The organism is Gilvimarinus agarilyticus, from assembly GCF_000832015.1.
GTDB classification, from domain to species: domain Bacteria; phylum Pseudomonadota; class Gammaproteobacteria; order Pseudomonadales; family Cellvibrionaceae; genus Gilvimarinus; species Gilvimarinus agarilyticus.
In genome coordinates this window covers 2,507,546-2,532,076 of the sequence record NZ_JXCJ01000001.1, presented here as the reverse complement: position 1 = coordinate 2,532,076, position 24,531 = coordinate 2,507,546, and the positions used below count along the sequence as shown (strand labels likewise).

Here is a 24,531-nt window from a genome sequence, read left to right as displayed (position 1 = left end):
TAGAGCTAAACGGCTTTGGCTTTCAATGGGAATGGCACCCTAGAGGGTTTTCTTAAATTCGCTCACAGCGTCCACAACTTGTCGGGCGCTGGACTGAATCTCGTTCATCACGCTTCCCGACTCGCTGGACGACTCTAGCGCTCGGTGCGCATCCGCCAAGCTGGTCTCGATTAGTGCCACCGATTTTTTAGTGAGCTGTTTGTTTTCGGCAACCACCTGAATGATCTGTTCGGTGGCTTCGCTGGTGCGTAACGCTAAGTGACGAACTTCGTCTGCCACTACCGAGAAGCCCCGGCCTTGCTCGCCGGCGCGAGCCGCCTCGATGGCGGCATTAAGGGCCAATAGGTTAGTTTGATCGGCAATACCTTTAATGCTATCAACCAGCGACGAAACCCGCTCGGATTGGGTGTCCAAATCGTTAATGCTGGTACTGGCATCCTGCATTAAGTTTGAAAGCCCTTGCATAGTCTCAATGGTAGAGTTGATTACCCGGATTCCCTCGGCGGTATCTCTATCGGTTTTTTGCGAAACCTCGTAGGCGATATTCGAGGTTTCGGCAATGGCGGCCTCGCGGTTCATCTGCTCGGTAATATCGGTAGCAAATTTAACCACTTTATAATACTTGTTTGTATCGTCCCGAATAGGGTTGTAACTGGCTTCGAGCCAAATTGTGTCGCCATTGCGTCCCACCCGCTGAAATCGGTCAGAGACAAACTCTCCTCGTGCTAAGCGTTTCCAAAACTCGGCATATTCAACAGAGTCCGCTGTGTCTTTGGTGCAAAACATTCGATGATGCTTACCTACAACGTCACTTTTGCTGTAGCCGACACAGCGTAGAAAGTTGTCATTGGCATCGAGAATAATCCCATCGAGTGTAAACTCAATCACAGCCGACGAGCGGTTGAGCGCTTGCAGCATATCTTTGTGTTCACGCGACTCAGAAATTGTGTTGGTCAGCTCCGTCGAATAAGTTACCAGATCGGATACCGCCCCAGGCGTTTTCGTTTTAGGTTGAAATATACTTCTAAGCCAAGCGTCATCCCCGTTTTTTTTGACAACCTGGACCGCCCCGTGCCAATGTCGCCCTTCAGAGATACAATCAAACATGCGTCGACAGTAATCTTTATCAAGAGAAGAGGGCGCCAACAACTCTTTTAATGCTCGGCCCTTGATATCGCCCTCGCTATAACCGGTGGCGGTATAAAAGTTTTGGTTTGCACCTTGAATCGTGCCATGAGTATCAAGCCAAAAGCTGATCATCTCTTGCTGCAGGTCACTCTGAATATCCGAAAATATCTTTAATTGCTCCTCGAGCTCCTGAATCTTATCCGTATGACCTTTTTTGTTAAAAAACATGGCAATAACTCGTTATAAGGTGGCGGCTGACAAGCGCGCTGCCTGCGCATAGGGGATGCGTGGTGCGTGGCGCCTCTCACTTAGCTGTTATCTCAAGTATCGGCCAATGGGCTCAGAGCTTTAGGGTTTACGGATAGATTTCAGGCGTAGCCCCTGATTGGTGGCAGAGCGTACCGAGGATCAGAAATTGATCGGCACTCGTGTTTAACGTGCTCCCTTTTACCAACCATTTCAAATACGATAAGCTTTTCGTTTGGGGTGTGCCACCGGGTATTGGTGTCGGGTGTATACGCAATGCTATGCCTGTGGCTACTGGCCCTTCGGCCCCCTGGATTCAAGCCGCTCAAACGACCCGACTAAAGAGACCGCCGTATGATCAAAATCGATAGCAGTATGATCAAGGGGCTAGAGGTATTTTTGGCTGTTATTGAGGCCAACGGGGTGACCAATGCTCAGACTTTGCTCAACAAAGATGCCTCGGTTATCAGCCGCAGCTTGAGCTCACTGGAGGCTCGGCTAAAGTTAACGCTGTGTGAACGCGGGCGGCAGGGGTTTAGTCTTACCCGTGAAGGTCAACAAGTGGCTGACGAAGCACTTAAGCTGTTTTCCTCGTTTCGCTCGTTTGAGAACCGCATGGAAAGTTTGGGAGGGCAGGGGTCGGGGCGCCTCGCCATTGGTGTCATCGATAATATTATCGGTGAAAGCTGCTTTTGTCTGGATCAGGCCATCGCCAAACTGAGTGACCGCTTTGCGGGAAACCTGCACATTGACCTGTATGTGAAAAACCCCTACGAGCTGGAGAAATATCTGCTCGATAAGCGTATCGATATCGCGTTGGGAATCTTCGAGCGGTATCAGGATGCACTGGAATACCGGGCCCTGTATGAAGAGGTCGACTACCTGTACGCCGCGCCCAACAACCCCGCGGCCAAACGTCAGGCGCAGGGGGTTGCAGACACTCAATTGCTGGAGAGCCTAAAGCAACAGAACTTTGCCGCGCGAAACTTTTTGCACGAGGCGGATATTGCTTGTCTCGGGTACGACTTGTTAGCGGATGTTAGCTACACGGCCAACCTGGAAGCCATCGCGTTTTTGATTCTCTCTGGGCGCTATGTCGGCTTTATGCCCGCCCAGTATGCGGCCCCCTTTGTCGCCAGCGGGCGCTTAACACCCATACTCCCCGCAAAAATTAAGCGGGTATCCACCATGACCCTCGCTCACCGCAGGGCGGAGGATAAAAATCGCGGCATTATAAAAGAGGCTCTGGAATTACTGCTGGACCCAAAACTTGCAGAAAATAGCAAGTAATCTGGCAAGGTTTGTCATTTATTACCCCTTTCGCTGGGCGTACTGTGTTTTCCACACTCACTGAATGACGGAATCCACTATGTTTAAGACGTTTTGCCGGCCCCTGCGTTATACCGCATTAAGCGTGCTTGCCGCTTCTTCGCTGGCCCAAGCCGAGGAGCAATATAAGATCGCCTGGACTATTTACGCGGGCACCATGCCATTAGGCTACGCGCAGGATCACGGTATTTTAGCCAAGTGGGGAGATAAATACGGATTTGACCTACAAGCCGTACAGCTCAATGATTATATTGAGGCACAAACGCAGTTTGCCGCCGGAACCTTTGACGGTTCGGTAGCCATCACGCTCGATGCACTGACAATTCCCGCCGCCTCTGGGGTGGATACCACGGTGTTGCTTCCCATGAGCACCTCTGTAGGTAGCGATGCCATTGTGATGCGCGGTCAGAACGCCACGCTGCAAGATATCAAGGGCAAGCGCGTCAACCTGGTGGAGCTGTCAGGCTCGCATTATATGCTGGCACGCGCACTCGGCAGCGTAGGGCTAAGCGAGCAGGACGTGACGGTGGTCAACACCTCGGATGCGGACATCGCCTCGATCTTTACCGACGACAGCACGGAGGTTGTCGCCACCTGGAAGCCGCAGCTGAGTCAGATTCTTAATCAATTTGATGATACCACGGTGGTATTTGACTCGGCCGACATTCGCGGTGAGATCGTAGATGGCTTAATCGTGCACTCCGACACCCTTAAACGCGAGCCTAACCTCGGCAAAGCCATTGCCGGCGCCTGGTACGAAACAACGGCCATGCTCGACCCCAAGCACCCGGAGCACGACGGCTTTGTCGCCTACATGGCCGGTCAGCTCAATACAAACGCCCAGGATTTACGCTCGCAGCTGAGTACAATTGAGTTTTTTAGTGCACAAGAGGGTGTGGATTACGTGACCTCGGCGGAGTTTGGCAACACAATGCAAAACATTACAAGCTTTGCATTTGAGCATGGATTGTTAGGTGAGGGCGCACCAAACGCCAGCTTTATCGGTATCGAAACCGGCACGGGTGAGGTGATTGGCAGCAACAATAACGTCAAGTTGCGCTTTGCCACCCAATGGATGCAAGAGGCGGCAGAATGAGTGGCTTTGACACTGTAGCCCAAGCTACCCCTTACCCCTGGCCACTGGCGGGCGAGTGGAGCGCGCAAAACACCGCCATCGTGGTAATCGATATGCAGCGGGATTTTCTCGCCCAGGAAGGTTATTTTGCCAGCTTAGGCGAGAACATCGATCACCTTCGCCAGGCAATAGAGCCGGCTCAGCGGTTTTTGCAAGCGGCCCGACAACAACCGTTTATGATTATTCATACGCGAGAAAGTCATCGTCCCGAATTACTGGATTTACAAGATAACAAACGCCGTAAGGCCCTGCGGCAGAACTCGCCAGTCGGTAAACTGGGGCCACTGGGCCGATTGCTGGTTCGAGGGGAAGAAGGTTGTGACTTCTACCCAGGCTTTGCGCCGCAAAAGGGCGAAATCGTCGTAGATAAGCCCGGCAACAGTGCCTTTTATGCGACCGACTTTGAGCACATTTTACGTGTCGGAAATATTCGTAACCTCATACTGCTGGGCGTGACCACAGACGTCTGTGTGTCATCGACCATGCGTGAGGCAAACGACCGTGGTTTTGACTGTTTACTGCTAAGCGACTGCTGTGGCGCAGCCAATGAAACACTGCATCAACACACGCTCAGCAGCCTCAGTCACGAAGGCGGTATTTTCGGCGCGTACAGTGAGAGTGAGGCACTTATGCAGATGCTGTAAGCTCCCCAAGCCACGCACGGGGCGTTGGTCTGGAAGGATTTTGAAGGCAAGCGCACGCGTACCTAGGGTGATAGTCGGTGAGGCAGGTTTACCCAATAACGAGGGCGATTAGCGCCACTGGGTACGGCTACACCGGGTGCCGAATCCGCGGTTACTCTCCTCGATCCTTTCTGTTACCTGTCACCATGGACAGCGGTAGATTCTCTTTAAGCTGAATGCTCTCGTAGATCGCCGCCAGGATATGAAGCACAACCAGAGCCAGCAAGCTATTGGCGATATAGCCGTGAATGTCTTCGACCCATTGTACGCCCCAGTAGCGGTCGATCTCGGCCATCATGTAGCCCGTTACCGCAAGGCCCACAAAACCTAACATCATTAAGATCATCACGACCGCACCCAGTGGGGAGTGACCAAGGCGATGGTACTTACGCTTGTTTAATAGTGTGCACAGGTGAGCTTTAAGCCGTGACGGGGTAGGGAAGAAGTCGGACCAGCGCGCGGCGCGGGGGCCGATAAAGCCCCACGCAAAGCGCACCGCTACCAGAGCGGCAGCGGTATAGCCTAACCATTGGTGCCAATCGTCACCTTCTTCGTTAAGCCAATAGTTGGCGACGAAGATACCCGCAAACGACCAGTGAAACAGCCGCACCAGCGGGTCCCATAGTTTGACCGTGGCACCCATTAATCGTCGATCTCGGTTTTAACGGCCTCACCGGTAACAGGGTGGAAGTAGATCTCAACTTTTTGACCCGCTTTGTTCCAACCGTAGATTTCGTAACAGTTGCCGTCGGTGACCTTGAAAACGTTGATTTTGTAGCCTTGATCTTTCAGGTTTTGCTGAAAGGCCTCTTGATCCTGCCACTCGGACGGGTCTGTGTCGGTGCATTGCGGGCCAGCCAGTGCGAGTGGTGCCGCCAATGTCAGAGCGATGCTTGCCAGAATACGCATAGTATTTTCCTCATTTAGGTAAATAATCCACCTGCGAATCTACCGGATGGCGATGACAGTTTCAATCGCACCCGTTGTCACTTTTGAGATGCGTTTATTGCAACAGGCTACAAGCGAGCGACTCGGCCGAGCTTGATATACAGCCGGGGAAAGGTTCACCAAATATACATATAACTCAGACTAACGCTGTCAAAATCACCGGCGATTTTTGACTCTATCGCCGTACTGGCCGCAAAACGAATGGCGTGATGGCGGTTTAGCGGGTGAAGTAGCGTGATTCCGGCACGAGAGTTCCTGAGTTCAGCTTGCTCAGCCCCATCACCTACGGTAGCGGCGCCCCCTTGATACCAGTTGGCGTCTAGCGAGAACCAAGTGCCGTTTTTTACCACATGCACCAGATGAAACTCAGACGACAGCACAGGTTTTTGGCTACGGGTTTTACCTTGATAATCATCGTTGTCTTCATAAAACCAGGTGCCCACTTCGCCCTCAAACAACCAACCGTGGCTGATAGGTAAAATAAAGCCCACAGCGGGCTTTACCGCCCAACGGTTACTCCCGGCGTTAAACAGTTTATCGCCGTCATAGTCGCCAGTGGGGATGCTGACCAACACACTGGCGCCGACAATTGGCTCGGGGTTGGCCACCAGCGCCCGAAACGCTTTGCCGTCCATGCTGGGGGCACCTATCAGGTTAATCGCAAAGCGCGCGCGGGCATCGGCCGATGCGCTGATAGAGCGCTCTCTAAACTCACCGTTAACCATTGCCTCGGCATCACCTTGCACGAAAGGGTAATTTACTTGCAGGCTAGCGGTACGATCAAACACCCCAAAGGTGCGCAGGTAGGTCAGAGAAAGAAAGTCCAGCGTTGCCTCAGCCCCCTCTATAGGCGTCGAGGCATCTACCAACACATCGCCTTGCGAGTGCTGGTAACTCATAACGGCCACATTGGTGCCCGTTGGTGCGGGCCAATAGGCGCGTGGGGCCAACTCTTGTGCTTGCGGCGTCGCGGTCGCCGCTAAAATCAAGAGTACAAAAAACACATCCGTGAGAGAGCGCCGCATGGGTCAATCCTACCTAGAGAGAATCAAATCAGTATAGCGATACCGGCGTTGAATTAAAAAGCTGTAAGTAGTATTGCGGCGTGACCAATTCATTTCACCAAACAAAAAGTGCCGACATAAAAAAGCCGACACCTGTTAGGGTGTCGGCAAGCGCTCTCACTCAACGAGAGTCAGGACCGTTTACTGTTGCTGCCGGTCACTACGGCTCTAACAATGCTTGCGCCGCATGGGTTAAAAACAGGTAACGGCTACCCATGGGGATGACGTATTCGTTTTGCCCCCAAAAGAATGGCCAGTTGCTTTTGTTTTCAGGCAGATCGGGCGCTAGCACCAATACACCCGGTACTACGCCGCCCGGAATATACGAAAAGTCGGCCCGATTACTGCCGTAAGCGGCCGTTTGCGACTGCGAGCCAATGCCCGAGGCAAACGAGTAGTTAGAGTCGGGGTGGGTACCAAAAATGTAGTTTAAGCTACGGTACACCAGCTCTTTCTCGACGATGTTCGGGAAGGCTTTGTGCAACCAGTAGTTAGTGATACCAAAACCCATCACTGAACCATTGCCGGCCCAACCGCCGCGCGTAATAGGTACGCCGTAGGGGTTTTCCTCCTCGATAGCACCAATCCCCGAACGATAATCACGGGTTAGCTGCTCAAGCGTCGCGGCGTAGGCGTCGTCCATATAGGGCATGGCTGACACCAGCATCGCGACGTTTTCACCGCGGAAGTTATTTTTCACCTCGTCGAGTAAATCACGAACCGCCGTGGCGTAGCGTTTGTCGTTAGTGGCGATTAACAGCTCGACCGCGGCTTTGAGTTTTTCTTCCTCAAGCTTGCCACCTGTGGTGTTGCCAAAGCGGTAGGTGTTGGGCTCGCGGTTTGCCTCGTACTCCCACACCTTTTTGGCTGTTGCCAAACTCTCATCGGCCAGCTCCGCATTTACAGGGCCAATTACCCGGCTGGCAGCGGCCAGGGCGGCGGCAGAGCCGTAATTTAGCGCGCTGGTGTTGCTGGTAAAGGCCCAGCGATCGTCAAAGCGGCCACTGTGGGTGCCGTTTTCGGGCATTGGATCTTCAGCGGCCGTCGGGTCGACGGTGGTGGGGTCGTACATGGCGCCTACGGCACGCTCATCGGCATGCGGGTCCATAGCCGCGTCGTAGATCATGTTATCGGTTTTGGTCGAGCCGTCACCCAGGTGCGGGTATTGATACAAACGGCCAGCAACAATACCGGGAATGGCGTGACCAATAGCGCGGTGTTGGGCAATGAGCGCCAAAGTGCCGTGCTCAATTTGCTGCAGCATATCTTGCTTGCCGTCGGGGCGGTTGATTTGCGTAAACTTTTTCTCTTGGCTAACGGTGGTGTTATCCCGCTCGATGCCAAACTCTTCGACCGCGTGCACTAAGCCCTGCACGGTGTGGTATTGCGATTGGGTGCGGATGTCGTAGTCGCCGGCATCGTACCAGCCGCCGTAGTTTAAACCGTCGATATGCTCAAACGGTTTAAAGTCGGTATCCAGGTTGCCGTCGTGGGCATAGAGGTCAAAGTGCTCGTAGTTAGGCGGTGCTTGTAGCGCATCGTCCATATGTGAGCGGCCATGCCAAACCCGGTAGGCCTCACGCACTTGCATGTGATCCATTTGTACCGGGAAGAAAAAGTCCAGAGTAGGCTGCCATACCTTGGCCAGCACGTCGGAATCGATAGGGAAGGTGTCGGTGGTTTGGTTACCGTAGCGCAGCTGGTACAAGCCGGGCTCCGTCACACTTGAGAAATCGAAGGTGACATACTCGTAGCGCAGGTAGTCGCCCCAGAGTTCTGGTTTGCCACTGTGAGCGACGCGTGTGCTGCCATCGGCTTGCACTTTAAGTAGCTCGACGGTTGCCTCAGGCGTGTCGTTCGGGTCTAGCTCTATTACGGCACGTTTAGGTTGCGCCGGGTGGTAACCCACCTGCGAATAACCCACCACAGGGTCGCGTACCCAGTCGGGGATGGCGCTGATGTCCAAGGTCCACTCAACCACCTTACCGCTGCGGCCGGCCGGGATCATATCGCGTACCACGTACCAGCCGTTTTGCGCCTTGGTGCGGCCATCAAACAGCATCAATTCGCCATCACCCAGGGTTTCGCTGCCTAAGGTTTTACGGATGGTAACGCGGCGCTCCGGGTCGGCCGGCGCCAGCACCAGTGTTTTACCCTGTGCAAAGGCGGTGGGCTCGGTCAGGCCCTGATCGTTCATGATCATACCGTCTGTGGTGGAGGCCGAGCGGGGAAACTGCCCCGGTTTACCATCGGCCAGGTAGGCTTTGTCCCAGTATTCGGCGGGTACAAACTCCATATTAAAACCGGCTTTTCCCTCAAGCTCCTGGGGCAGCGGGCTGTCCAGGTACACGCTAATCACCACGCCGTTATCGCGGGCAGTGGCCGTAACGCTGTAGCTGAAATCCAGCTCAGGGTAAGCGAGCTGGGTGGTAATGGTACCGCTGTGTTCGTCGACTTCGCGCGAGACAAACTGGCCCATGCCATCCCACTGCTCGGGCGTGTGCAATAACCGCACATCGCCGTTGGTGGCGGTTCGCTCACCGTGCTGGACAATCTCTATGCCCGCGGTTTTGGAGTCAAAAAACAGCCCACCGGGCTTACTGGAAAACGCAAACACATCCACAGCGGCCGAGTCGAAGTACTCTTTTTCGTTCAGCGTTAAAGAGTTTTGCGTAGTGTTGCTGGGGTTATGGGCGCAGGCGGCCAGCAGGGTTGCCCCGGCTACTGCAGCGGCCAGTGGCCGCCAGCTAAATGGAACGTACATGGGTATCTCCTATTGTTATGGTGTGGCTTGGTTTGCTACAAACCCCGCCTTATATTCAATGTGACCATTAGCGGTGGTAACAATAGCGCAAAATACCCGGGTTTGCGACTGTGAGTTATTTTTAAGCAAAACCGGAGGCAGGCCATACCGGACAAGGTGAGGCGCCATGTTTGATAGCCAGAGATTACTTCAGGTTTTGTAAATTTTTGTCGCGCAAGATTAAGCCAAACCCAGTGGGAGCGACTTGTGACTCTCGTTGATTAGGGACTCAATCACTCGCCAGTCAAGCTCAGAGGCTGCAGCGTTCAACGCAATTCCTACTCCTGAAGACTCGAAAAAAGTTTGAGACGCCGAATTAGTCGTCTGAAAAATGCGGGGTTACGTCTTCTCATATCACCCAGAAAAGTATTGTATGCGCCAAAATCGTGAGAATCGTTCGATTTTAAGCACAGTGTCACACTGGCGGCAGAACTATTGGTTTACATATTGGACGCCATTACGGTAATGTCAGCTCACAGTTTGATCGCGTATTGCGACAAACGCGTTCCAGACCAGTGGCGCTGCAGTGTCCGGACTTACGTCACACTTAGGTTCAGACTGATGTCGCTCGCCTTGTTTCAAGATAATAACGCTGAAAAATTACATGTCATATCAGCATGACACACAGCTCTAACTCCGTACTCAATCGCGACGCCATTCACCCCATAAGTAAATACGGCGTTTATTTCGGGTTAGACCTACACTGGAGAAAAATGATGAAGACAATCACAAGTAGCTCTGTTTTTGTATTATCCATGCTGGCCGCATCGGCCCAAGCCGTTAATATTAATAACCCTGGCTTTGAAAGTGGCTTTGACGGCTGGGTTGATGACGATCCGTCGGCACTTTCAGGGGATGCCTACTCCGGCAGCAACTCCGCTAAGATCACCGGCAGTGCCGGACGGGTCGATCAACAGGTGTCTCTTAACGCCAACACCAACTATCGTCTTACTGCCTACGTGTTGGATAGTGGCACGGTGGGCGTCAACTTAAATGGTGCCGTATTTGACCTTGACTCTGACAGCGACGATTGGGAGAAAATAGAAATTGAATTTAACTCCGGCTCAAACACCTCTGCCGAAATATTTGCCAAATACCATAATGGCACTGGCCGCTTTGACGACTTTTCATTAGTGGAAGTAGGGGGGACAAGCTCTTCGTCGTCCTCTTCTTCGTCTTCCTCTGCGGGCGCCGGAAACTGCAACAACCCAATTAATTTAAACATTACTGACGCCAGTGACGATGGCTCGCACGATGGCAATGGCCCCGACAATGCCATCGATGGTAGTTTGTCTAGCCGTTGGTCCTCTCAGGGTGATGGCAAATCTATTACGCTAGACCTTGGCGGTCTAAGTACCGTGACACAATTGCAAACGGCGTGGCTTAAAGGCGACCAGCGCACTCAAACGTTTGACGTGGCTGTGTCAGAAAATGGTAACAACTGGAACACAGTGTTATATAACGTAGACTCGCAAGGCAGCGCCAATCTCGAATCATTTGAAATCGATGACGTCGCCGCACGATACGTAAAAATTACCGGTTATGGCAATACGGCCAACGACTGGAACAGCTTGCTTGAAGCCGATGTTTACGGCTGCGGTGATGCCGATTCCGGAAGTTCTAGCAGCTCAGGTAACTCTAGTAGCAGCTCAAGTAGCTCAAGCAGCGGTGGCTCAGGTAACGACATCCCGGACTCTATCACCGACGGGATTTTGTTCGACCTGGAGGGGGAAGACCCACACCCACTGGTGAACAGCAGCACCTTGCGTTTTGTTCCCCTAGAGGCCAAAGTCACCACGCCTAATGGCAACGGTTGGCGTCACGAGTACAAAATCAAATCGGGCTTGCGTATCGCCATGACCGACACCTACGAGCTGTTTGAGGCCGACATTAAGGTCGAGATGTCAGACGGTGGCAAAACCATTGTAGCGCAGCATCACGCGAGCGACACCGGCACCATCATGAAGCTGTACGTATCGGATTCATCGGAGTCAGGTTTTGACGACAGCGTTGCCGGCAACGGTATCTTTGATGTTTATGTCCGGTTGCGCAACACCAGCGGTAACGAAGAAAAGTACGCTCTGGGTACTATCGAAAGCGGCGACACCTTCGATTTACGGGTTATCAATGATTACGGCGATGTGCATGTTTATGCCATGGGCAACTCGTTTGGTATTCCGGTAGGAGATGATTCGGCCTCTTACTTTAAGTTCGGTAACTACCTGCAGTCGCAGGACACCTCTAACAGCGAAGACTGTGGAGAGTCGGGCGACTCGGACTCGTTTGCACAGTGTTTTGAAGAGCTGGGCATTACTGAGTCAACCGTTACCATGACGAATGTCGTTTACGAGCGAATCGAAAACTAAACTATCTTGAAATAAAATAAGTATCAAAAAGCCCGCCCATGTAAACATGGGCGGGCTTTTTTATGTCCAACCAATAAACAGTCAACTCAACATTACTAAGTTAGTTTATACGCTGCTTAAAGCCTGTCACAGGAACCGTGAATGTAGCTCTGTCTTCTTCAGTCGCTGTCTCGGTACACTCACCACGCACAAGGATTTGACCACGCTTAACGGACTCTTCCAACGACATATAACCTTCACGGCAATATCCCGTTTCTGCAAGCTTGTTATCAATCATCTCTTTAATGCGATCATCGACTTTATCCGCGCCAGCGTCTTGGGGACCGTTACGACCTTGCCCGCCGCGTCCGCCACCTGAAGGAGGCTCGCCACGGCCGCCGCCACCTCGGCCTTTACCGCGAGTGTTATCAGTCGCCTGGGCAACGGCTTCATAAACAAACAGTTTAGAGCCATTATCGAGAATCTCGGTTGAAAAGTGTTCAATTAAGGCTGGTTTTTGCTTGGGGCCGCTGCTGCAAGCCGCCAGGGTCAATACAGCCAGTATTGGTAAATAGCGCATAGGCTTAACAATATCCATTAATAAGAATTAACCAATAGTGTAAAGGCGCTTTCGTTGTCGGCCGTAAACCCCAGGTAAACCAATGTAAACGTTAAGGCGTGCAGTTACACCGAGGGGTTTAACACGCCGTTTAACCATTGCAAAAATTGTGGGTAGGGCAAAGCACCGGCCTGCTGCGCTAATACCTCGCCGCCACGGATAACCATTAACGTGGGGATACTGCGAATCCCAAATTGCGCCGCGGTTTGCGGTGCTTGCTCGGTATTCACTTTAATAAAACGGGCAATGGGCTCTAAGCCATTGGCCGCACGTGCAAAACCCGGAGCAAAACTCTGGCAGGGGCCACACCATTCGGCCCAGAAATCGACCACTAGAGGCAGCTGCTCGCGCTCTAGCCAACGCGTAAACTGGCTATCGTTTGCCGATATTGGTTGAGCGCTGTAGATGGACTCGCGGCATTTACCGCATTTTGGGCCCTCGGTTAGGCGATCTTCATCGACACGGTTAGCCGTTAGGCAATGAGAGCAAAGGGTTTGTATTACGGCCATAGAGCCTCTTCCTGTTGATTACGCTAAAGGAACTAATGTTAACCCTTTGCCGGGCTTTAACACCACCTTAACCAGATATCGGTAGATATCTCGATCTAACAAAGCGTTGCCCGATTCTAGCGCGTTTAGTTGCTCCCAATCGGGCTCTCCCGAGCCACTGAGAGTGGCCAAGACACACCAGTTATCCAATATAAAAACCGTATGTGGCGACGCCGTGTCGTTCGGGTTTTGCTGCTCTATTAAAGCTACAGGGCCGGAGTAGGGCCATGCTTTTAAAGCTTCATTACCCAGGGCATCCATTAGCGAACTATTGTGCTGAAGCGCTGACCACTCATCCGTGCAGAGACCTTTGCAACGCTGCAGTTGACGGCTCATGCAGACGCCATTTAGCGACTTGGGTGCGACCACAACATGGTCACACAGGCCATATTCTTTGCCGGCTTTTATCAAAGCCTCGCGAGCTTTTTTTTGCGCCGCGTAAAGGCCGTACATAGGTGTGTGTCTGTCCGCCTTCCGTGCGTCGATCACCTCGGGGCGAAGCAAGCCTGTATCATCTTCTTTTAGCTGAATTGTGTATAGCGTGCTAAGCCTGCGCAGCCGCCGATTGTATAGCGGCTGATGCTTTTTAATCTCTTGCGCCTCGTGCAACAAAGCACTGAGCTCACCTGTGGTGGGGTGTGCGCTAATATCGCGAATTTGCTGACACATCGCCATGGCTTTAGCACTGCTGCTGTCGCCCCTAAAATGCGATAACACCCGCGTTTTAATATTGACACTTTTACCGACGTACAGCAGCGCGTTGTTGTCGCCGTAAAAATAATAGACACCAGGGCCGGTAGGTAGCTGCTCAATAATGGCGGGGTCGAGCCCAGGCGGCAGGCTAGGGCGGCGCGTTTGTACCTGTACTGCGGCCATAAAAACGTCGGCCGGTTTATCGGCCGCTGCAGCACCTAAAAATTGATGCGTAGCGCGAGCATCAGCTAGCGCGCGGTGACGCTCATCAACCGCAATGCCAAAGCGCTGAATGATCATCTCCAGACTGTGCCGCTTATGCTCGGGGTAGAGCGCACGAGATAACTTTACGGTACACAACAACTCAAGTGAAAGAGGGTAGCCAAGCTCGGCAAAGGCATTGCGCAAAAAGCCGTAATCAAACCTTACGTTGTGGGCAACAAAAATCTTACCCTGCAAGCGCGTGACGATATCTTTAGCCACCTGCTCAAAACGCGGTGCATTGGCCACCATGTCATCGGTGATACCCGTTAAACGCTGAACCATTTTGGGGATAGGCACCAGCGGATTAATTAAAGTGCTCCATTCCCGTACACCGTGCTCATCCACCTCAACGATGCCCACCTCGGTGACGCGATCGCGCGTCACACTACCGCCGGTGGTTTCGATATCCACAATAGCAAGGGGGCGATCCAGGCCTGGGAACAACGGGGCGTTAATGGGCTCTGACAAATGGCCTCCAGCGGCTCAGGGGCCGAGTGTGAGCAAGTAATAACTCTGGAATTGTACATGGGCGGCATTTCTGACTCACTCGGCGCCTCTCAATACCTCTCCTGGAATTTGGTAAAACACGTCAAAATGTAATTGGATACAACCAGTTTGCAGCCTGCTGAGCACCTGCATTGCGCCAAATGCCTGAATTATGACGTAGATCTACTTATTTACATAAAATTACTTTAGACTCCACAATGTAACCGGTTGCAACCATTTCAAATAACGACAATATCGGAGTCATACCATGTCTAAATTCTCAAGATTTATTCAATATCTGCTCGTCTGCACTGTAACGTGTGCTTTTTGCAGTAATGCCCATGCAGGTTTCTATACCGACGGAGCCACCCTAAAAGATGGCAACGGCAACCCCTTTGTGATGCGTGGCGTCAATGTCCCTCATGCCTGGTTTAGCGGGCAGACGAACCAATCGTTAGCGGATATAGCCAATACCGGCGCCAATACCGTACGGGTGGTACTCTCTAGCGGTGCCCGTTGGAGCCGCACCAGCACCAGTGAAGTGCAGTCTATTATCGATACCTGCAAAGCCAATAACCTTATCGCCGTGTTAGAAATCCATGACACCACAGGCTATGGCGAGCAGTCTGGCGCTCAGAGCCTCTCAGGCGCAACGGATTACTGGCTGGATATCGCCAGTGTGCTTCTGGGCGAAGAAGATTACGTCATCATCAATATCGGCAACGAGCCTTTTGGCAATGGCGCCTCGGCATCAGATTGGGTAAGCGCCCACACCAATGCCATTAACCGTCTTAGGAATGCGGGGTTTGAGCATACGCTAATGGTTGATGCGCCTAACTGGGGGCAAGATTGGCAAAACCTTATGCGCACTAACGCGCCGGCCGTGTTAAACGCCGATGTTGATAATAATGTCGTGTTTAGTGTGCATATGTACGAGGTGTACGATACCGCCAATAAGGTACAAAGCTACATTAACGGCTTTGTTTCAGATAACTTACCGTTAGTCGTCGGAGAGTTTGCCGCCGATCACTTCGAAAAAAACGTTGCAGAAGGGGCCATTTTGCAAACGGCGCAGGCAAGTGGGGTGGGGTACCTGGGATGGTCGTGGTCCGGCAACAGCAGCGACCTATCATCACTGGATATTGTGCAAAACTTTAACGCGGCAAATCTAACCAGTTGGGGGCAAACACTGATTAACGGCGCGAATGGCATCGCCGCAACCTCCGTTACCGCGAGCATATTCGGCAACAATAATGGTGGCGGCAATAACGGTGGCAGTACAAGTTGTGGCACAGAGGACGGCAACCCCGTTTGTTGTGATGCCGTCTCCGATCCTGATGGCGACGGCTGGGGCTGGGAAAATAACCAAAGCTGCGTGGTAAGTGACAGCGGCAATGAAAACAACGGCGCCTGCGGAACGCAAGACGGTCATCCCATTTGTTGCAATTCAGATGCAGACCCGGACGGCGATGGCTGGGGTTGGGAGAATGAACAATCCTGCGTTGCTACCGGCACCGACAATGGTAACGGCAGCAATGGCAGCAGCTGCGACTGGTACGGGAGTATTTACCCAATGTGTCAAATTACGGCATCGGGCTGGGGCTGGGAGAACAATCAAAGCTGTATCTCGCAAGCTACCTGTAGCGCGCAATAAGCGATAGCAACATCAACAGTTTGCATCTATTCAGACCCATATTAACGGTGTGGATAGGTGCATACTGCCGGTGCAAGATAATCGGCTACAAGGCGAGCAACCCGCTTGCACAGGCCAGCACGATAACGACCAGCCATGACGGCGTACGCCAAACAGCCAACAGCAAAAAACCTGTTAACGCCAGTACAAAATCCTGCGGTAATACAATAGCGCTCGTCCATACCGGATCGTAAAGTGCTGCACCCAGTATGCCAACAACGGCGGCATTGGCGCCGAGCATCATTGCCCGCACACTACGTATTTTACGAATTCGGCTCCAGACTGGCAGCACGGCAAGCAACAATAATATACCCGGTAAAAATATCGCAACCAGAGCAACAATGGCCGCTAAAAAATTGTGAGACGCTGGGTCTAGCAGCACTCCAAGGTAAGCCGAAAAAGCGAAGAGTGGGCCGGGAATTGCCTGTGCGGCACCGTAACCCGCCAAAAAGTCGGCTTGGTCGATCCAGCCGGGCTGAACAAGCTCGGCCTCTAGTAAAGGCAGCGCAACATGGCCACCACCAAACACCAATGCTCCAACGCGGTAAAACACATCGGCAAGCTGTAGCAGTAAATTGCCACTGCCTAACGCCAAAACAGGCAGCACAAGCAACAGCACAAAAAATAACGCACCGGCCAACTTGCCTACACGAGCCGACAGCGCAAACGTGCTCCGCGAATGAGTTGATACGAGTTCATTGTTGTCGTCAACGAGGTCCGAGCGCCGATAACACATAAGTCCACCGATAGCTCCAAGGGTTATCGCCGCCAATTGACCTAACGTCCCTGAAACCAATACAACGAGATAAATCGCGACAATAGCGATAATGGTGCGGGTTTTATCGGGGCACAAGGTTCGCGCCATTGCCCAGACCGCGTGGGCAACAATAGCCACGGCGACAACTTTTAACCCGTGAATAACCCCCAAACTCAAAGGCGAGTCAAACCAGTGGGCGGTTAATGCAAAAATGATCATCAATAGCGCGGAGGGCAGAGTAAAAGCCAGCCACGCCAATAGCCCCCCTAATGGGCCCGCCCTAAATAACCCCAAGGCAAAGCCAACCTGGCTACTGGCAGGGCCGGGCAAAAACTGGCTGAGTGCAACTAAATCGGCGTACTCATGCTCTGTAAGCCAGCGCCTACGCGCCACAAACTCCTCACGAAAATACCCCAAGTGCGCTATGGGCCCACCGAACGAGGTTAGCCCTAACCATAAAAACGCGCTTAACACCTCTAATGCGCGGCGCCGCGGCGCTGCTGACTCGTTCATACTGGCCTCCTGTCGTTTTTGAAAGGCATTACCTACAAAGAGGGCAACTACCACTGGCTCATCCGCTAACTCAGATGTTATACAAACAATATTGCGATTGTTTGTCGGCGCTTTTTAGCCAAACAAATTTTACAGGGATGATCGTTACAGGAGTTTTTTAGAGAGGCACTAGTTCAGCAGCGCTACCCAACCATTAACAGAATTGCCGCCAGTATTGCGCTAACGACACCTAACCTTGCTAACCACGGCAAATAATACGTCACTGTCATGATTACCACCATCGCCGCTAGTGTAAGGCAGGCTAGTGCTGAGACCAGCCCAAAGCTCCAACCCTGAAATATAACGGCAAATACAAACATCGACACAATTAACAGCCAGCCCAGGCAGCGTAACCGTTTGCCGCTAAGCGGTAGAGCGCCCCCGGTGTTAGCCAACTCAAAAGCATGACGCTTCATCGCCAAACACAAACATGTCATAGCGCTCACGCCCACAAGGCACAGCGTTAACACTAACCCACTGACAGTCATTACACTGCGCCTCCGGTCGTATCTTGCAACTTACTCACTTTTACAGCCGTGCTTTTGGGTTTGTGTGGTTTTTGCAAGTCACTCAAACGCGAGCTTCGAACCCGATACGCCGCAAACACAAAGCCAACGCCAATTACAAACACGGTAATATCAAAACCGGCAAACACCCAATCGCCCGACTTTAAACTGTGCAGTAAATGACGTTCGGTGGTCAGCGCATTTAATACCGGCAGGGTGGCAAACAGCACACCGGTTGCTGCCAGCAGCTCTTGCCACGCCTTAAGCCTTGGCCGCAGCGCGGCATACAACAACATAGCCAGCCAGGTTAAAAACAAAATGTGAATTTCCCACTCACCGCGCCCGGCCATATTCACAGGCAGTAAGCGGTTTGCCCAAAAATAGGTGGCCATTCCAGCGGGCAGGCCGGCGATAGTGCCGATGTTTAATTTCTCGACCAGCACCAACCCACGGTGAGTTCGGCCCGGCTTACGCTCGGCTGTTTTACGGCGTTTAGTCGTCCACAAAATTAACCCGGTTGCCACCATGCCGGTGCCCAATACGCCGGACAAAAAATACAGCCAGCGCAGGGCGGTGCCGGCAAACAAGCCCTCGTGCAAACCAAGAAACACATCGCGCACATGCTTTACCATCGAGGCGTCTGTCGGTTCGGTGTGCAAAAGATCACCCGTTACACCATCAAACACTAAGCGCTCGCCACTGGTGCTAACCGTTTGATCGATGCTCTCGTACAATACCACCCGAGCGCTGGCATCTTGTGGGTGGTGAACATCAACCACCTGAACCCGGCCTTGGCCCCAGCGCTGCTCGGCCTGATGTATAACACTGGTAAAAGGCACCAACGGAGCAGGGGTGTTAGCGGCGTCAACGATACCAGGTGGATCAAATACTTCGGCAAAAAACTGCCGCCGGCCTTCATCGCCATAGTGCGATGCGACTATTAGGGGCATTAGTGAAAACCCCATAAACAATAAACCCGAGTAGGTAATCATTAGATGAAAGGGCAGCGCAAAAACACTAAAAAAGTTATGCGCATCCAACCAGGATCGCTGGCCTTTACCGGGCCTGAAGGTAAAAAAGTCGACAAATATTTTTTTGTGAATGATGATACCGGTAACGAGCCCCACCATCATAAACAACGTGGCAAGGCCAATAATCCAATCGGAGTATCCGCGCCCAAGGTAGTGCAGGCGCCAGTGCATCTGGTACAGGGTTTGCCCGCCGCCAGTATCGCGCGGAGTAAGCGTCTCACCGGTTTTAGAATCCAGCGTTAAACGCCCGCGGGCCGAGCTTGCACCAGCCTCTTCAGAAGCGCCTTGCCAAAACACACTGGGGTAAAGTTGGTTTCGCCCAGCTGGCAAATTAATGTACCAACGCTCTGCTTGGGGTGCCTCTTGCTCTAAGCGGGCACGCACCACATTAGCCGTCTCCAGCGCGCTTAACGGGGCCTCTACGAACGGGAGCTCGGGCTGCATCCAGCGATCAATTTCAGTATCGAAATAGCCAGCCGTACCTGTAACAAAAATTAAAAATAACACCCAACCCAGAGTTAACCCGACCCAGGTGTGCAACCAAGTCATGGCTTGGCGAAAGCCGCCATCGGGTGAGGCGGAGGCTTTTTTATTGCTTAATGGCGATTGACTCATAAGCCCACACTCGCTAACACATCCACTCCCTTGGCCAGGCAAAGGCCTGTCAGAATGAACGCCGGAATCAACAATACACACCAGGCGCGCAGCGGCTTACGTACCGCGCCAACCCAAATAATGGCAGCGACGTACACCGCAAAACTGACCAGGTTACCCGCCAAAACGGCATCGCTTTTACTGGCAGGTAAAAAAGCGGCAAGAAAAATACCCACGGAGTTGGCCAGAGCGTAACCACCCAGTAATGCTGCGGCAATCAATGAAACAAGGCGCCAACCGGTTAAGCCCATAACGGATTCCAATACGAACAATAAAACGTAAAAAGCCCGCCGGCAGGTGCCAATCGCGCCTACCTGCAGGGCTATAGAGTCAAGCCGTCACGCTAACACGCAACACTTAACTGAGCGTTAGAACTGATAGTTTACCGATGCGGTAATATTGCGCGGCTCGCCATACTCTAGCTGGCTGTAAAACCCGATTTGACTGTAGTAGGTTTCATCCAACACGTTGTCCACGTTTAACTGTACTGATAACTGAGATGAAATATCGTAGCGCGCCATTAAGCTTACCAGCGAGTAAGCATCTTGCTGCAAACGTTCGGCGTTGCCGCTTACCGGGTTGGTGGCGTTGGTATAGTTACTGCCTTGCCAGTTAACACCACCGGCCACGGTCAGCTTATCGAGCGCGCCATCAAAACGGTACGTGGTATAGAGTTTTAATAACTCGTCCGGTTGATTGGTGTTTACCGCTGTGCCATCGGCGTCTTCGACATCAAACTTGGTGTAACTAAAGCTCACATCCCAGCCGTCGGTAATTTCACCCACCACTTCCAATTCTACGCCGGTCGATTCAGCGCCTTCGGCCGGGCGGTAGGCCTGTGCTGGCGGCACAGAGCCGGGCACCACTTCGTCGCCATCGGCTTGCGCTAGGTTATCCTGCACCACGTTAAATAGTGTTACCGTAGTGTGCAACGCATCGTCAAAGAAGCGGCTTTTTAAACCGATCTCGTAATTAGTCCCGGTAATGGGATCCAGAAAATCACCATTGCGATCCTGTCTGTTTTGCGGCGAAAAGATCTCGGTGTAGCTGGTATAGAGCGAGTGGTGGTCGTTAAGCTCGTACACCAAACCAGCGTAAGGCGTAACAATATCATCATTGCCATAATCCACTGGCGAGCCGTAACTAACACCGGTTTGCTGCCAATTTGAAATACGCCCACCCAGGATGACTTTAAACGCATCCGTCACCGCTAAGCGCGTAGCGGCGTACACGCCTTCTTGCTTAATGTTCTGATCGGCCGCAACGGATTGCTCCCCCCAGGTCGGCTGCGGATAGCTGCCATCCCACTCAAAAAAGTTGCCTACCGGAGCCACGTCGGTGCGGGCGCGGGTTTGCGAGATAAAATCCTGCTCGCTACTAATAGCACCTAGGGTTAGGTCGTGCTGATTGCCAAACAATGAGTAGCTACCACTTAACTGGGCGCTATAGCTCATTTGATCGCGCTCTGTCTCGGCGTTGTAAGGCGAGGGGTTAAGACCTTCGCCCGTGTCGCGATCCACCGTGCCCGACAGGTAAATAAGCATCAAGTCCGCTTCGTTGACATTCCGGTTGACGTTTAACTTTAACTGCCAATCACTGCCAAAGTTGTAAATGACATCGGCAAACTGGTTTTGTACAGTCGAGGCCCAGGCGGTCCAATCCGCGCCAATGGTTTTAGAGCGCTCCCAATCCGTGCGGCTGCCATCGCTATACCAGGTGGGTAGGCCACCCCAGGTCGAGGCGGTAGGCTGGTTGTCTTGGTAACTCGCCCCCACGCGCACTAATAGATTGTCGGTTACGTCGGCATCGACCACGCCATAAAATACAGTGGTTTCGTCACCGGCCAAATCGCGAAACGAATCGCCATCTTCATAACTCACCACCGCGCGACCACGCACCGAACCACTGCGATTTAAACCGGTGGCCACATCGGCCGTGGCAGTATAGGTGTTCCAGCGGCCCGCCGAGGCATTGACATAACCGGTTAAGGTTTTACTGTCGGCGTGCTTGCGCACCAGGTTAATCGAGGCCGAAGGGTTACCGGCACCAGTTAACAAACCGGTTGCACCGCGCACGACTTCAACACGTTCGTACAGGGCGGTATTCGACTGAGTTTCGCCTGCATCGCCACCCGAGCTCCAGGTCATGGGGATACCGTCAATCTGGTAGTTATCAATGGCAAAACCGCGGGCCGAGAAGCGGTCTCGTGAACTATCAGAGGACACCGACGAGATACCCGCCGCGTTATTCACGATATCCGTCAGTGAACGCAAGTTTTGATCCGAGATACGCTCCGAGGTCATCACGCTGACCGATTGCGGCGTCTCGTAGAGGGTTAAGCCAAGGCCGGTGGCCGTGTCGAGCTGATCGTTAGTAGTGAAGCGGCTGGTGATCAGGACTTCTTCAATATCTTTATCGGATGCGCGTGCATCATTTGTTTCGGCGTGCGATACAGCACTGATGGCAGCGCTTAGCGCCAGTAGGGCGTAACCGGATACAGCGTTGCGACGCAAAGAACAGGTAAAAGACATAGCGACCCCCAAGTCGTGATAGTAATAGGCCGGCAATAGTAATGATAATGGTTGTTATTAGCAATAGCGTATCTATATATTTCACCCGCTGTAAAGCCACCGTAGGTCTTGCGCTTTACAAGAACTGTAGTGATAATACTTATCATTAGCAAAGTAGAATCCTTGGGGGATAGAGTGAAAACGCAGACATTTATGATTCAAGCCAGCGCTTTACTTGGCGCAGCAATACTGGCCAGTACAGCCGTGGCTCAAACCGATCAGGGTAAAGTCGAAGAGCTGGTCGTCACCGGGCAAAAAATTGACCGATCATTACAGGACACCGCCGCCAGTGTGGCCGTACTCACTGAAAAGGCCATGACCGATCAGCAAATCGAGAGCTTTTACGACTTAGTCGCACAAGTACCCAACGTTCACGGCACCTTAAACACGGGGTTTAGTATTCGCGGTATCGATGCTTTTAACGTATCGGGTGGTGGCAACAGTTATCTGGCCAGTGTTTACGTCGACGGGGCGCCCATGCCGTATCGCGCCATCCAAAAAGGTGGCTTTTTTACCTGGGATGTCTCTCAGGTGGAGATCTTACGTGGCCCACAATCAACCTTGCAGGGGCGTAACGCACTCGCCGGTGCCGTTATCGTCAACACCCAGGACCCAACCTATGACTGGGGCGTTAAAGTTCGCGTTGGGGCCGGCGAGTACGGCAAGCAGCAGCTCGCGTTTGCCGGTGGTGGCGGTCTTATTGATGACACTCTGGCATTTCGCGTAAGCGCCGAAAAAAATGACTTTGATGGATTTAATGACAATATTACCCGCGGTGATCATTCGGATTTTGACAACAACGAAACCTACCGCGGTAAGCTGTTGTTCGAGCCCACCGACAACTTTTCGGCACTGCTAAGCTATACCCATACCGACACTGAAATTGGCGTGCGCTGGACCGAGCCTTCGCCCGACGGCAACGATTTTGATCACCGCATTACCCGCTTTAACGATCCGACGTTTGAAAGTAATACAGCGGACATCACCACCTTGAAGCTCGATTACACCATTAACGAGAATTGGCAGTTTAGCTCGATCAGCAGTTACTCGGATTCCAATTACGCCTACGAGTGGGACGGCGACGCTACCGCCGAGCCATTGTCCATTTTAGTGGATGACCGTGTCGATGAAACCGTTAGTCAGGAGTTTCGGTTCGTTCTCGAGTACGATCGCTTAAGCGGGGTTATCGGAGCTTACTATTCAGACCTAGATGTAGTTGACGAAGCCAGTGGCCAGCGCGGCCTTACTCTGGCCGAGACCGGCTTGCCTACCTTGTTGGTCACGCCACCGGAATACGGTGGCATAGGGCTCGATCAGGCGAGCGCTGACATGGTGCTCGGGCTTTATGCTCCCATCGACCCAGTGCAGCTGGGTACATACTCTAAAGTCACTCAGGCGGTAACAACACAGGCGATTTTTGCCGACCTGACGTTTAAGTTAACCGACCAATGGGACATTTTTGGGGGCTTACGCTGGGACGAAGAAGAGCAAACCAACGCCAGTGATACCTTATACACAATTGATAACGCGCAATTGTTACCCAACCCCGCCGATTACAGCGCCAACCCACAACTGGCCGGGTTAATCACCGGAATTAACGCCCAACTCTATCAGTTGGTCGATGATGCCTCGGGCACCGAGCCGGCCGCCGATGCCAGCTTTGATGAAGTGTTACCCAAACTGGGTACCACTTACCACTTTAGTGATGATATTAATCTAAGCTTTACCTATCAGCAGGGTTATCGCTCGGGTGGGGTAGGTACCAATGTGGCCAAGGGCACCATTTATACCTACGAGCCGGAGTTTACGGATAACTACGAGCTTGCACTGCGTACCAGCTGGCTAGAGGGCGCCTTAACTGCCAATGCCAACCTATTTTTTATCGACTGGCAAGATCAACAAATTGCGGTGCAATTATCGGGTAGCTCCTACGATACCGAAACTCAAAATGCTGGCAGCTCGACGGTACAAGGGTTTGAAGTAGAATTAAATTACGCCGCCAGTGAAGCTTTGGAGGTATACGGTGGTGTCGGTTATTCAAAAACTGAATTCGATGAGTTTTTGATAGTACAGCCCACCCAGACGTTTGATTTGTCAGGCCGTGCCTTTCCCCGCGCGCCTGAGTTAACCGCCAGCGTCGGTGCAACCTATCGTAGCCACACCGGATTATTTGCCAACCTCAATGCCAACTACGCCGACAGCTCAAGCGTTGCCGTCAACCCTTACAGCGGCGGCCTGTCGGAAGGTGATGAAGGCTTCGACCCACAAAATGACGCCCGCACCTTGGTGAATTTAAAAGTGGGCTATGAGTGGAGCCAGCTGGCGCTGTACGTCACCGCGACTAACTTACTGGACGAAGAGTACGTTGAGCTGGCAAACACGGGCACGCCACCGTCGGTAACACTAGGCGCACCACGCCAGTTAGGCGTCAGCCTGGACTATCACTTTTAACTCACCCAACGCGCTATAAAAAAAGG

The 24,531-nt window shown here is 52.5% G+C and carries 19 protein-coding genes; 6 read left to right on the top strand and 13 right to left on the bottom strand.

What is annotated here, in order from left to right:
• Positions 1-39: 39 nt before the first annotated feature.
• A complete protein-coding gene (locus SD69_RS10855) occupies positions 40-1,356 on the bottom strand; it encodes a methyl-accepting chemotaxis protein (RefSeq protein ID WP_041523235.1) in 1,317 nt (438 codons plus the stop codon).
• A gap of 372 nt (positions 1,357-1,728) precedes the next feature.
• Here SD69_RS10855 and SD69_RS10850 point away from each other — a divergent pair, with 372 nt between their 5' ends.
• From SD69_RS10850 to SD69_RS10840, 3 genes are all read left to right on the top strand, one after another.
• The gene (locus SD69_RS10850) at positions 1,729-2,664 is read left to right on the top strand and encodes a LysR family transcriptional regulator (RefSeq protein ID WP_041523234.1); all 936 of its coding nucleotides are present in this window, start codon (positions 1,729-1,731) and stop codon (positions 2,662-2,664) included.
• Between the two features lie 79 nt (positions 2,665-2,743).
• Complete coding sequence (locus SD69_RS10845; RefSeq protein WP_041523233.1) at positions 2,744-3,799, top strand: putative urea ABC transporter substrate-binding protein; 1,056 nt, start codon at positions 2,744-2,746, stop codon at positions 3,797-3,799.
• The gene (locus tag SD69_RS10840; protein WP_041523232.1) at positions 3,796-4,482 is read left to right on the top strand and encodes a cysteine hydrolase family protein; all 687 of its coding nucleotides are present in this window, start codon (positions 3,796-3,798) and stop codon (positions 4,480-4,482) included. The genes SD69_RS10845 and SD69_RS10840 overlap by 4 nt, the downstream gene beginning before the upstream one ends.
• A gap of 151 nt (positions 4,483-4,633) precedes the next feature.
• On the opposite strand, the gene SD69_RS10835 is transcribed toward SD69_RS10840, so the two are convergent.
• The 4 genes from SD69_RS10835 to SD69_RS10820 form a co-directional block, all read right to left on the bottom strand.
• Positions 4,634-5,164 carry a cytochrome b/b6 domain-containing protein gene (locus SD69_RS10835; protein ID WP_041523231.1) on the bottom strand — a complete coding sequence of 177 codons (531 nt, stop codon included), beginning with the start codon at positions 5,162-5,164 and terminating at the stop codon, positions 4,634-4,636.
• Positions 5,164-5,430 carry a PepSY domain-containing protein gene (locus SD69_RS10830; RefSeq protein ID WP_041523230.1) on the bottom strand — a complete coding sequence of 89 codons (267 nt, stop codon included), beginning with the start codon at positions 5,428-5,430 and terminating at the stop codon, positions 5,164-5,166. Before SD69_RS10830 ends, SD69_RS10835 begins: the two co-directional genes overlap by 1 nt.
• A gap of 155 nt (positions 5,431-5,585) precedes the next feature.
• Entirely contained in the window at positions 5,586-6,494 is a 909-nt protein-coding gene (locus SD69_RS10825) for a transporter (RefSeq protein WP_052481083.1), read from the bottom strand.
• Between the two features lie 199 nt (positions 6,495-6,693).
• A complete protein-coding gene (locus SD69_RS10820; RefSeq protein ID WP_041523229.1) occupies positions 6,694-9,297 on the bottom strand; it encodes a glycoside hydrolase family 9 protein in 2,604 nt (867 codons plus the stop codon).
• Positions 9,298-10,052: 755 nt separating this feature from the next.
• Here SD69_RS10820 and SD69_RS18455 point away from each other — a divergent pair.
• The gene (locus SD69_RS18455; protein ID WP_041523228.1) at positions 10,053-11,702 is read left to right on the top strand and encodes a polysaccharide lyase family 7 protein; all 1,650 of its coding nucleotides are present in this window, start codon (positions 10,053-10,055) and stop codon (positions 11,700-11,702) included.
• Positions 11,703-11,802: 100 nt separating this feature from the next.
• Here SD69_RS18455 and SD69_RS10810 read toward each other — a convergent pair whose 3' ends face one another.
• From SD69_RS10810 to SD69_RS10800, 3 genes are all read right to left on the bottom strand, one after another.
• A complete protein-coding gene (locus tag SD69_RS10810) occupies positions 11,803-12,279 on the bottom strand; it encodes a hypothetical protein (RefSeq protein ID WP_041523227.1) in 477 nt (158 codons plus the stop codon).
• Positions 12,280-12,365: 86 nt separating this feature from the next.
• Positions 12,366-12,809, bottom strand: a complete 444-nt coding sequence (gene trxC, locus SD69_RS10805; protein ID WP_041523226.1) for a thioredoxin TrxC — start codon at positions 12,807-12,809, stop codon at positions 12,366-12,368.
• A gap of 18 nt (positions 12,810-12,827) precedes the next feature.
• Complete coding sequence (locus SD69_RS10800) at positions 12,828-14,273, bottom strand: exonuclease domain-containing protein (protein ID WP_052481082.1); 1,446 nt, start codon at positions 14,271-14,273, stop codon at positions 12,828-12,830.
• A gap of 286 nt (positions 14,274-14,559) precedes the next feature.
• Between SD69_RS10800 and SD69_RS10795 the strand changes: the two genes are divergently transcribed.
• Complete coding sequence (locus SD69_RS10795) at positions 14,560-15,945, top strand: cellulase family glycosylhydrolase (RefSeq protein WP_157471663.1); 1,386 nt, start codon at positions 14,560-14,562, stop codon at positions 15,943-15,945.
• A gap of 85 nt (positions 15,946-16,030) precedes the next feature.
• Here the strand turns inward: SD69_RS10795 and chrA are convergent, their stop codons facing one another.
• The 5 genes from chrA to SD69_RS10770 all read right to left on the bottom strand — a co-directional run bounded on the left by chrA (position 16,031) and on the right by SD69_RS10770 (position 22,015).
• Positions 16,031-17,254, bottom strand: a complete 1,224-nt coding sequence (chrA, locus tag SD69_RS10790) for a chromate efflux transporter (RefSeq protein WP_041523225.1) — start codon at positions 17,252-17,254, stop codon at positions 16,031-16,033.
• 182 nt (positions 17,255-17,436) lie between these two features.
• Positions 17,437-17,781 (bottom strand): DUF3325 domain-containing protein, encoded by a 345-nt coding sequence (locus SD69_RS19200; RefSeq protein WP_052481081.1) that lies wholly within the window; start codon positions 17,779-17,781, stop codon positions 17,437-17,439.
• Positions 17,781-19,445 (bottom strand): PepSY-associated TM helix domain-containing protein, encoded by a 1,665-nt coding sequence (locus tag SD69_RS10780; RefSeq protein WP_052481080.1) that lies wholly within the window; start codon positions 19,443-19,445, stop codon positions 17,781-17,783. Before SD69_RS10780 ends, SD69_RS19200 begins: the two co-directional genes overlap by 1 nt.
• Positions 19,442-19,735, bottom strand: coding sequence for a DUF3649 domain-containing protein (locus SD69_RS10775; RefSeq protein ID WP_041523224.1), 294 nt, complete (start codon positions 19,733-19,735; stop codon positions 19,442-19,444). Before SD69_RS10775 ends, SD69_RS10780 begins: the two co-directional genes overlap by 4 nt.
• A 117-nt stretch (positions 19,736-19,852) precedes the next feature.
• Entirely contained in the window at positions 19,853-22,015 is a 2,163-nt protein-coding gene (locus SD69_RS10770) for a TonB-dependent siderophore receptor (RefSeq protein WP_052481079.1), read from the bottom strand.
• A gap of 174 nt (positions 22,016-22,189) precedes the next feature.
• Between SD69_RS10770 and SD69_RS10765 the strand changes: the two genes are divergently transcribed.
• Positions 22,190-24,505: a TonB-dependent receptor gene (locus tag SD69_RS10765; protein WP_198144086.1), complete on the top strand. Its 2,316-nt coding sequence runs from the start codon at positions 22,190-22,192 to the stop codon at positions 24,503-24,505.
• The last annotated feature ends 26 nt before the right edge of the window (positions 24,506-24,531 follow it).

Excerpts from the sequence above, each read along its gene's own strand:
- SD69_RS10855 (WP_041523235.1), bottom strand. The coding sequence starts at position 1,356 with ATGTTTTTTAACAAAAAAGGTCATACGGATAAGATTCAGGAGCTCGAG.
- SD69_RS10850 (WP_041523234.1), top strand. The coding sequence starts at position 1,729 with ATGATCAAAATCGATAGCAGTATGATCAAGGGGCTAGAGGTATTTTTG.
- SD69_RS10845 (WP_041523233.1), top strand. The coding sequence starts at position 2,744 with ATGTTTAAGACGTTTTGCCGGCCCCTGCGTTATACCGCATTAAGCGTG.
- SD69_RS10840 (WP_041523232.1), top strand. The coding sequence starts at position 3,796 with ATGAGTGGCTTTGACACTGTAGCCCAAGCTACCCCTTACCCCTGGCCA.
- SD69_RS10835 (WP_041523231.1), bottom strand. The coding sequence starts at position 5,164 with ATGGGTGCCACGGTCAAACTATGGGACCCGCTGGTGCGGCTGTTTCAC.
- SD69_RS10830 (WP_041523230.1), bottom strand. The coding sequence starts at position 5,430 with ATGCGTATTCTGGCAAGCATCGCTCTGACATTGGCGGCACCACTCGCA.
- SD69_RS10825 (WP_052481083.1), bottom strand. The coding sequence starts at position 6,494 with ATGCGGCGCTCTCTCACGGATGTGTTTTTTGTACTCTTGATTTTAGCG.
- SD69_RS10820 (WP_041523229.1), bottom strand. The coding sequence starts at position 9,297 with ATGTACGTTCCATTTAGCTGGCGGCCACTGGCCGCTGCAGTAGCCGGG.
- SD69_RS18455 (WP_041523228.1), top strand. The coding sequence starts at position 10,053 with ATGAAGACAATCACAAGTAGCTCTGTTTTTGTATTATCCATGCTGGCC.
- SD69_RS10810 (WP_041523227.1), bottom strand. The coding sequence starts at position 12,279 with ATGGATATTGTTAAGCCTATGCGCTATTTACCAATACTGGCTGTATTG.
- trxC (WP_041523226.1), bottom strand. The coding sequence starts at position 12,809 with ATGGCCGTAATACAAACCCTTTGCTCTCATTGCCTAACGGCTAACCGT.
- SD69_RS10795 (WP_157471663.1), top strand. The coding sequence starts at position 14,560 with ATGTCTAAATTCTCAAGATTTATTCAATATCTGCTCGTCTGCACTGTA.
- chrA (WP_041523225.1), bottom strand. The coding sequence starts at position 17,254 with ATGAACGAGTCAGCAGCGCCGCGGCGCCGCGCATTAGAGGTGTTAAGC.
- SD69_RS19200 (WP_052481081.1), bottom strand. The coding sequence starts at position 17,781 with ATGACTGTCAGTGGGTTAGTGTTAACGCTGTGCCTTGTGGGCGTGAGC.
- SD69_RS10780 (WP_052481080.1), bottom strand. The coding sequence starts at position 19,445 with ATGAGTCAATCGCCATTAAGCAATAAAAAAGCCTCCGCCTCACCCGAT.
- SD69_RS10775 (WP_041523224.1), bottom strand. The coding sequence starts at position 19,735 with ATGGGCTTAACCGGTTGGCGCCTTGTTTCATTGATTGCCGCAGCATTA.
- SD69_RS10770 (WP_052481079.1), bottom strand. The coding sequence starts at position 22,015 with ATGTCTTTTACCTGTTCTTTGCGTCGCAACGCTGTATCCGGTTACGCC.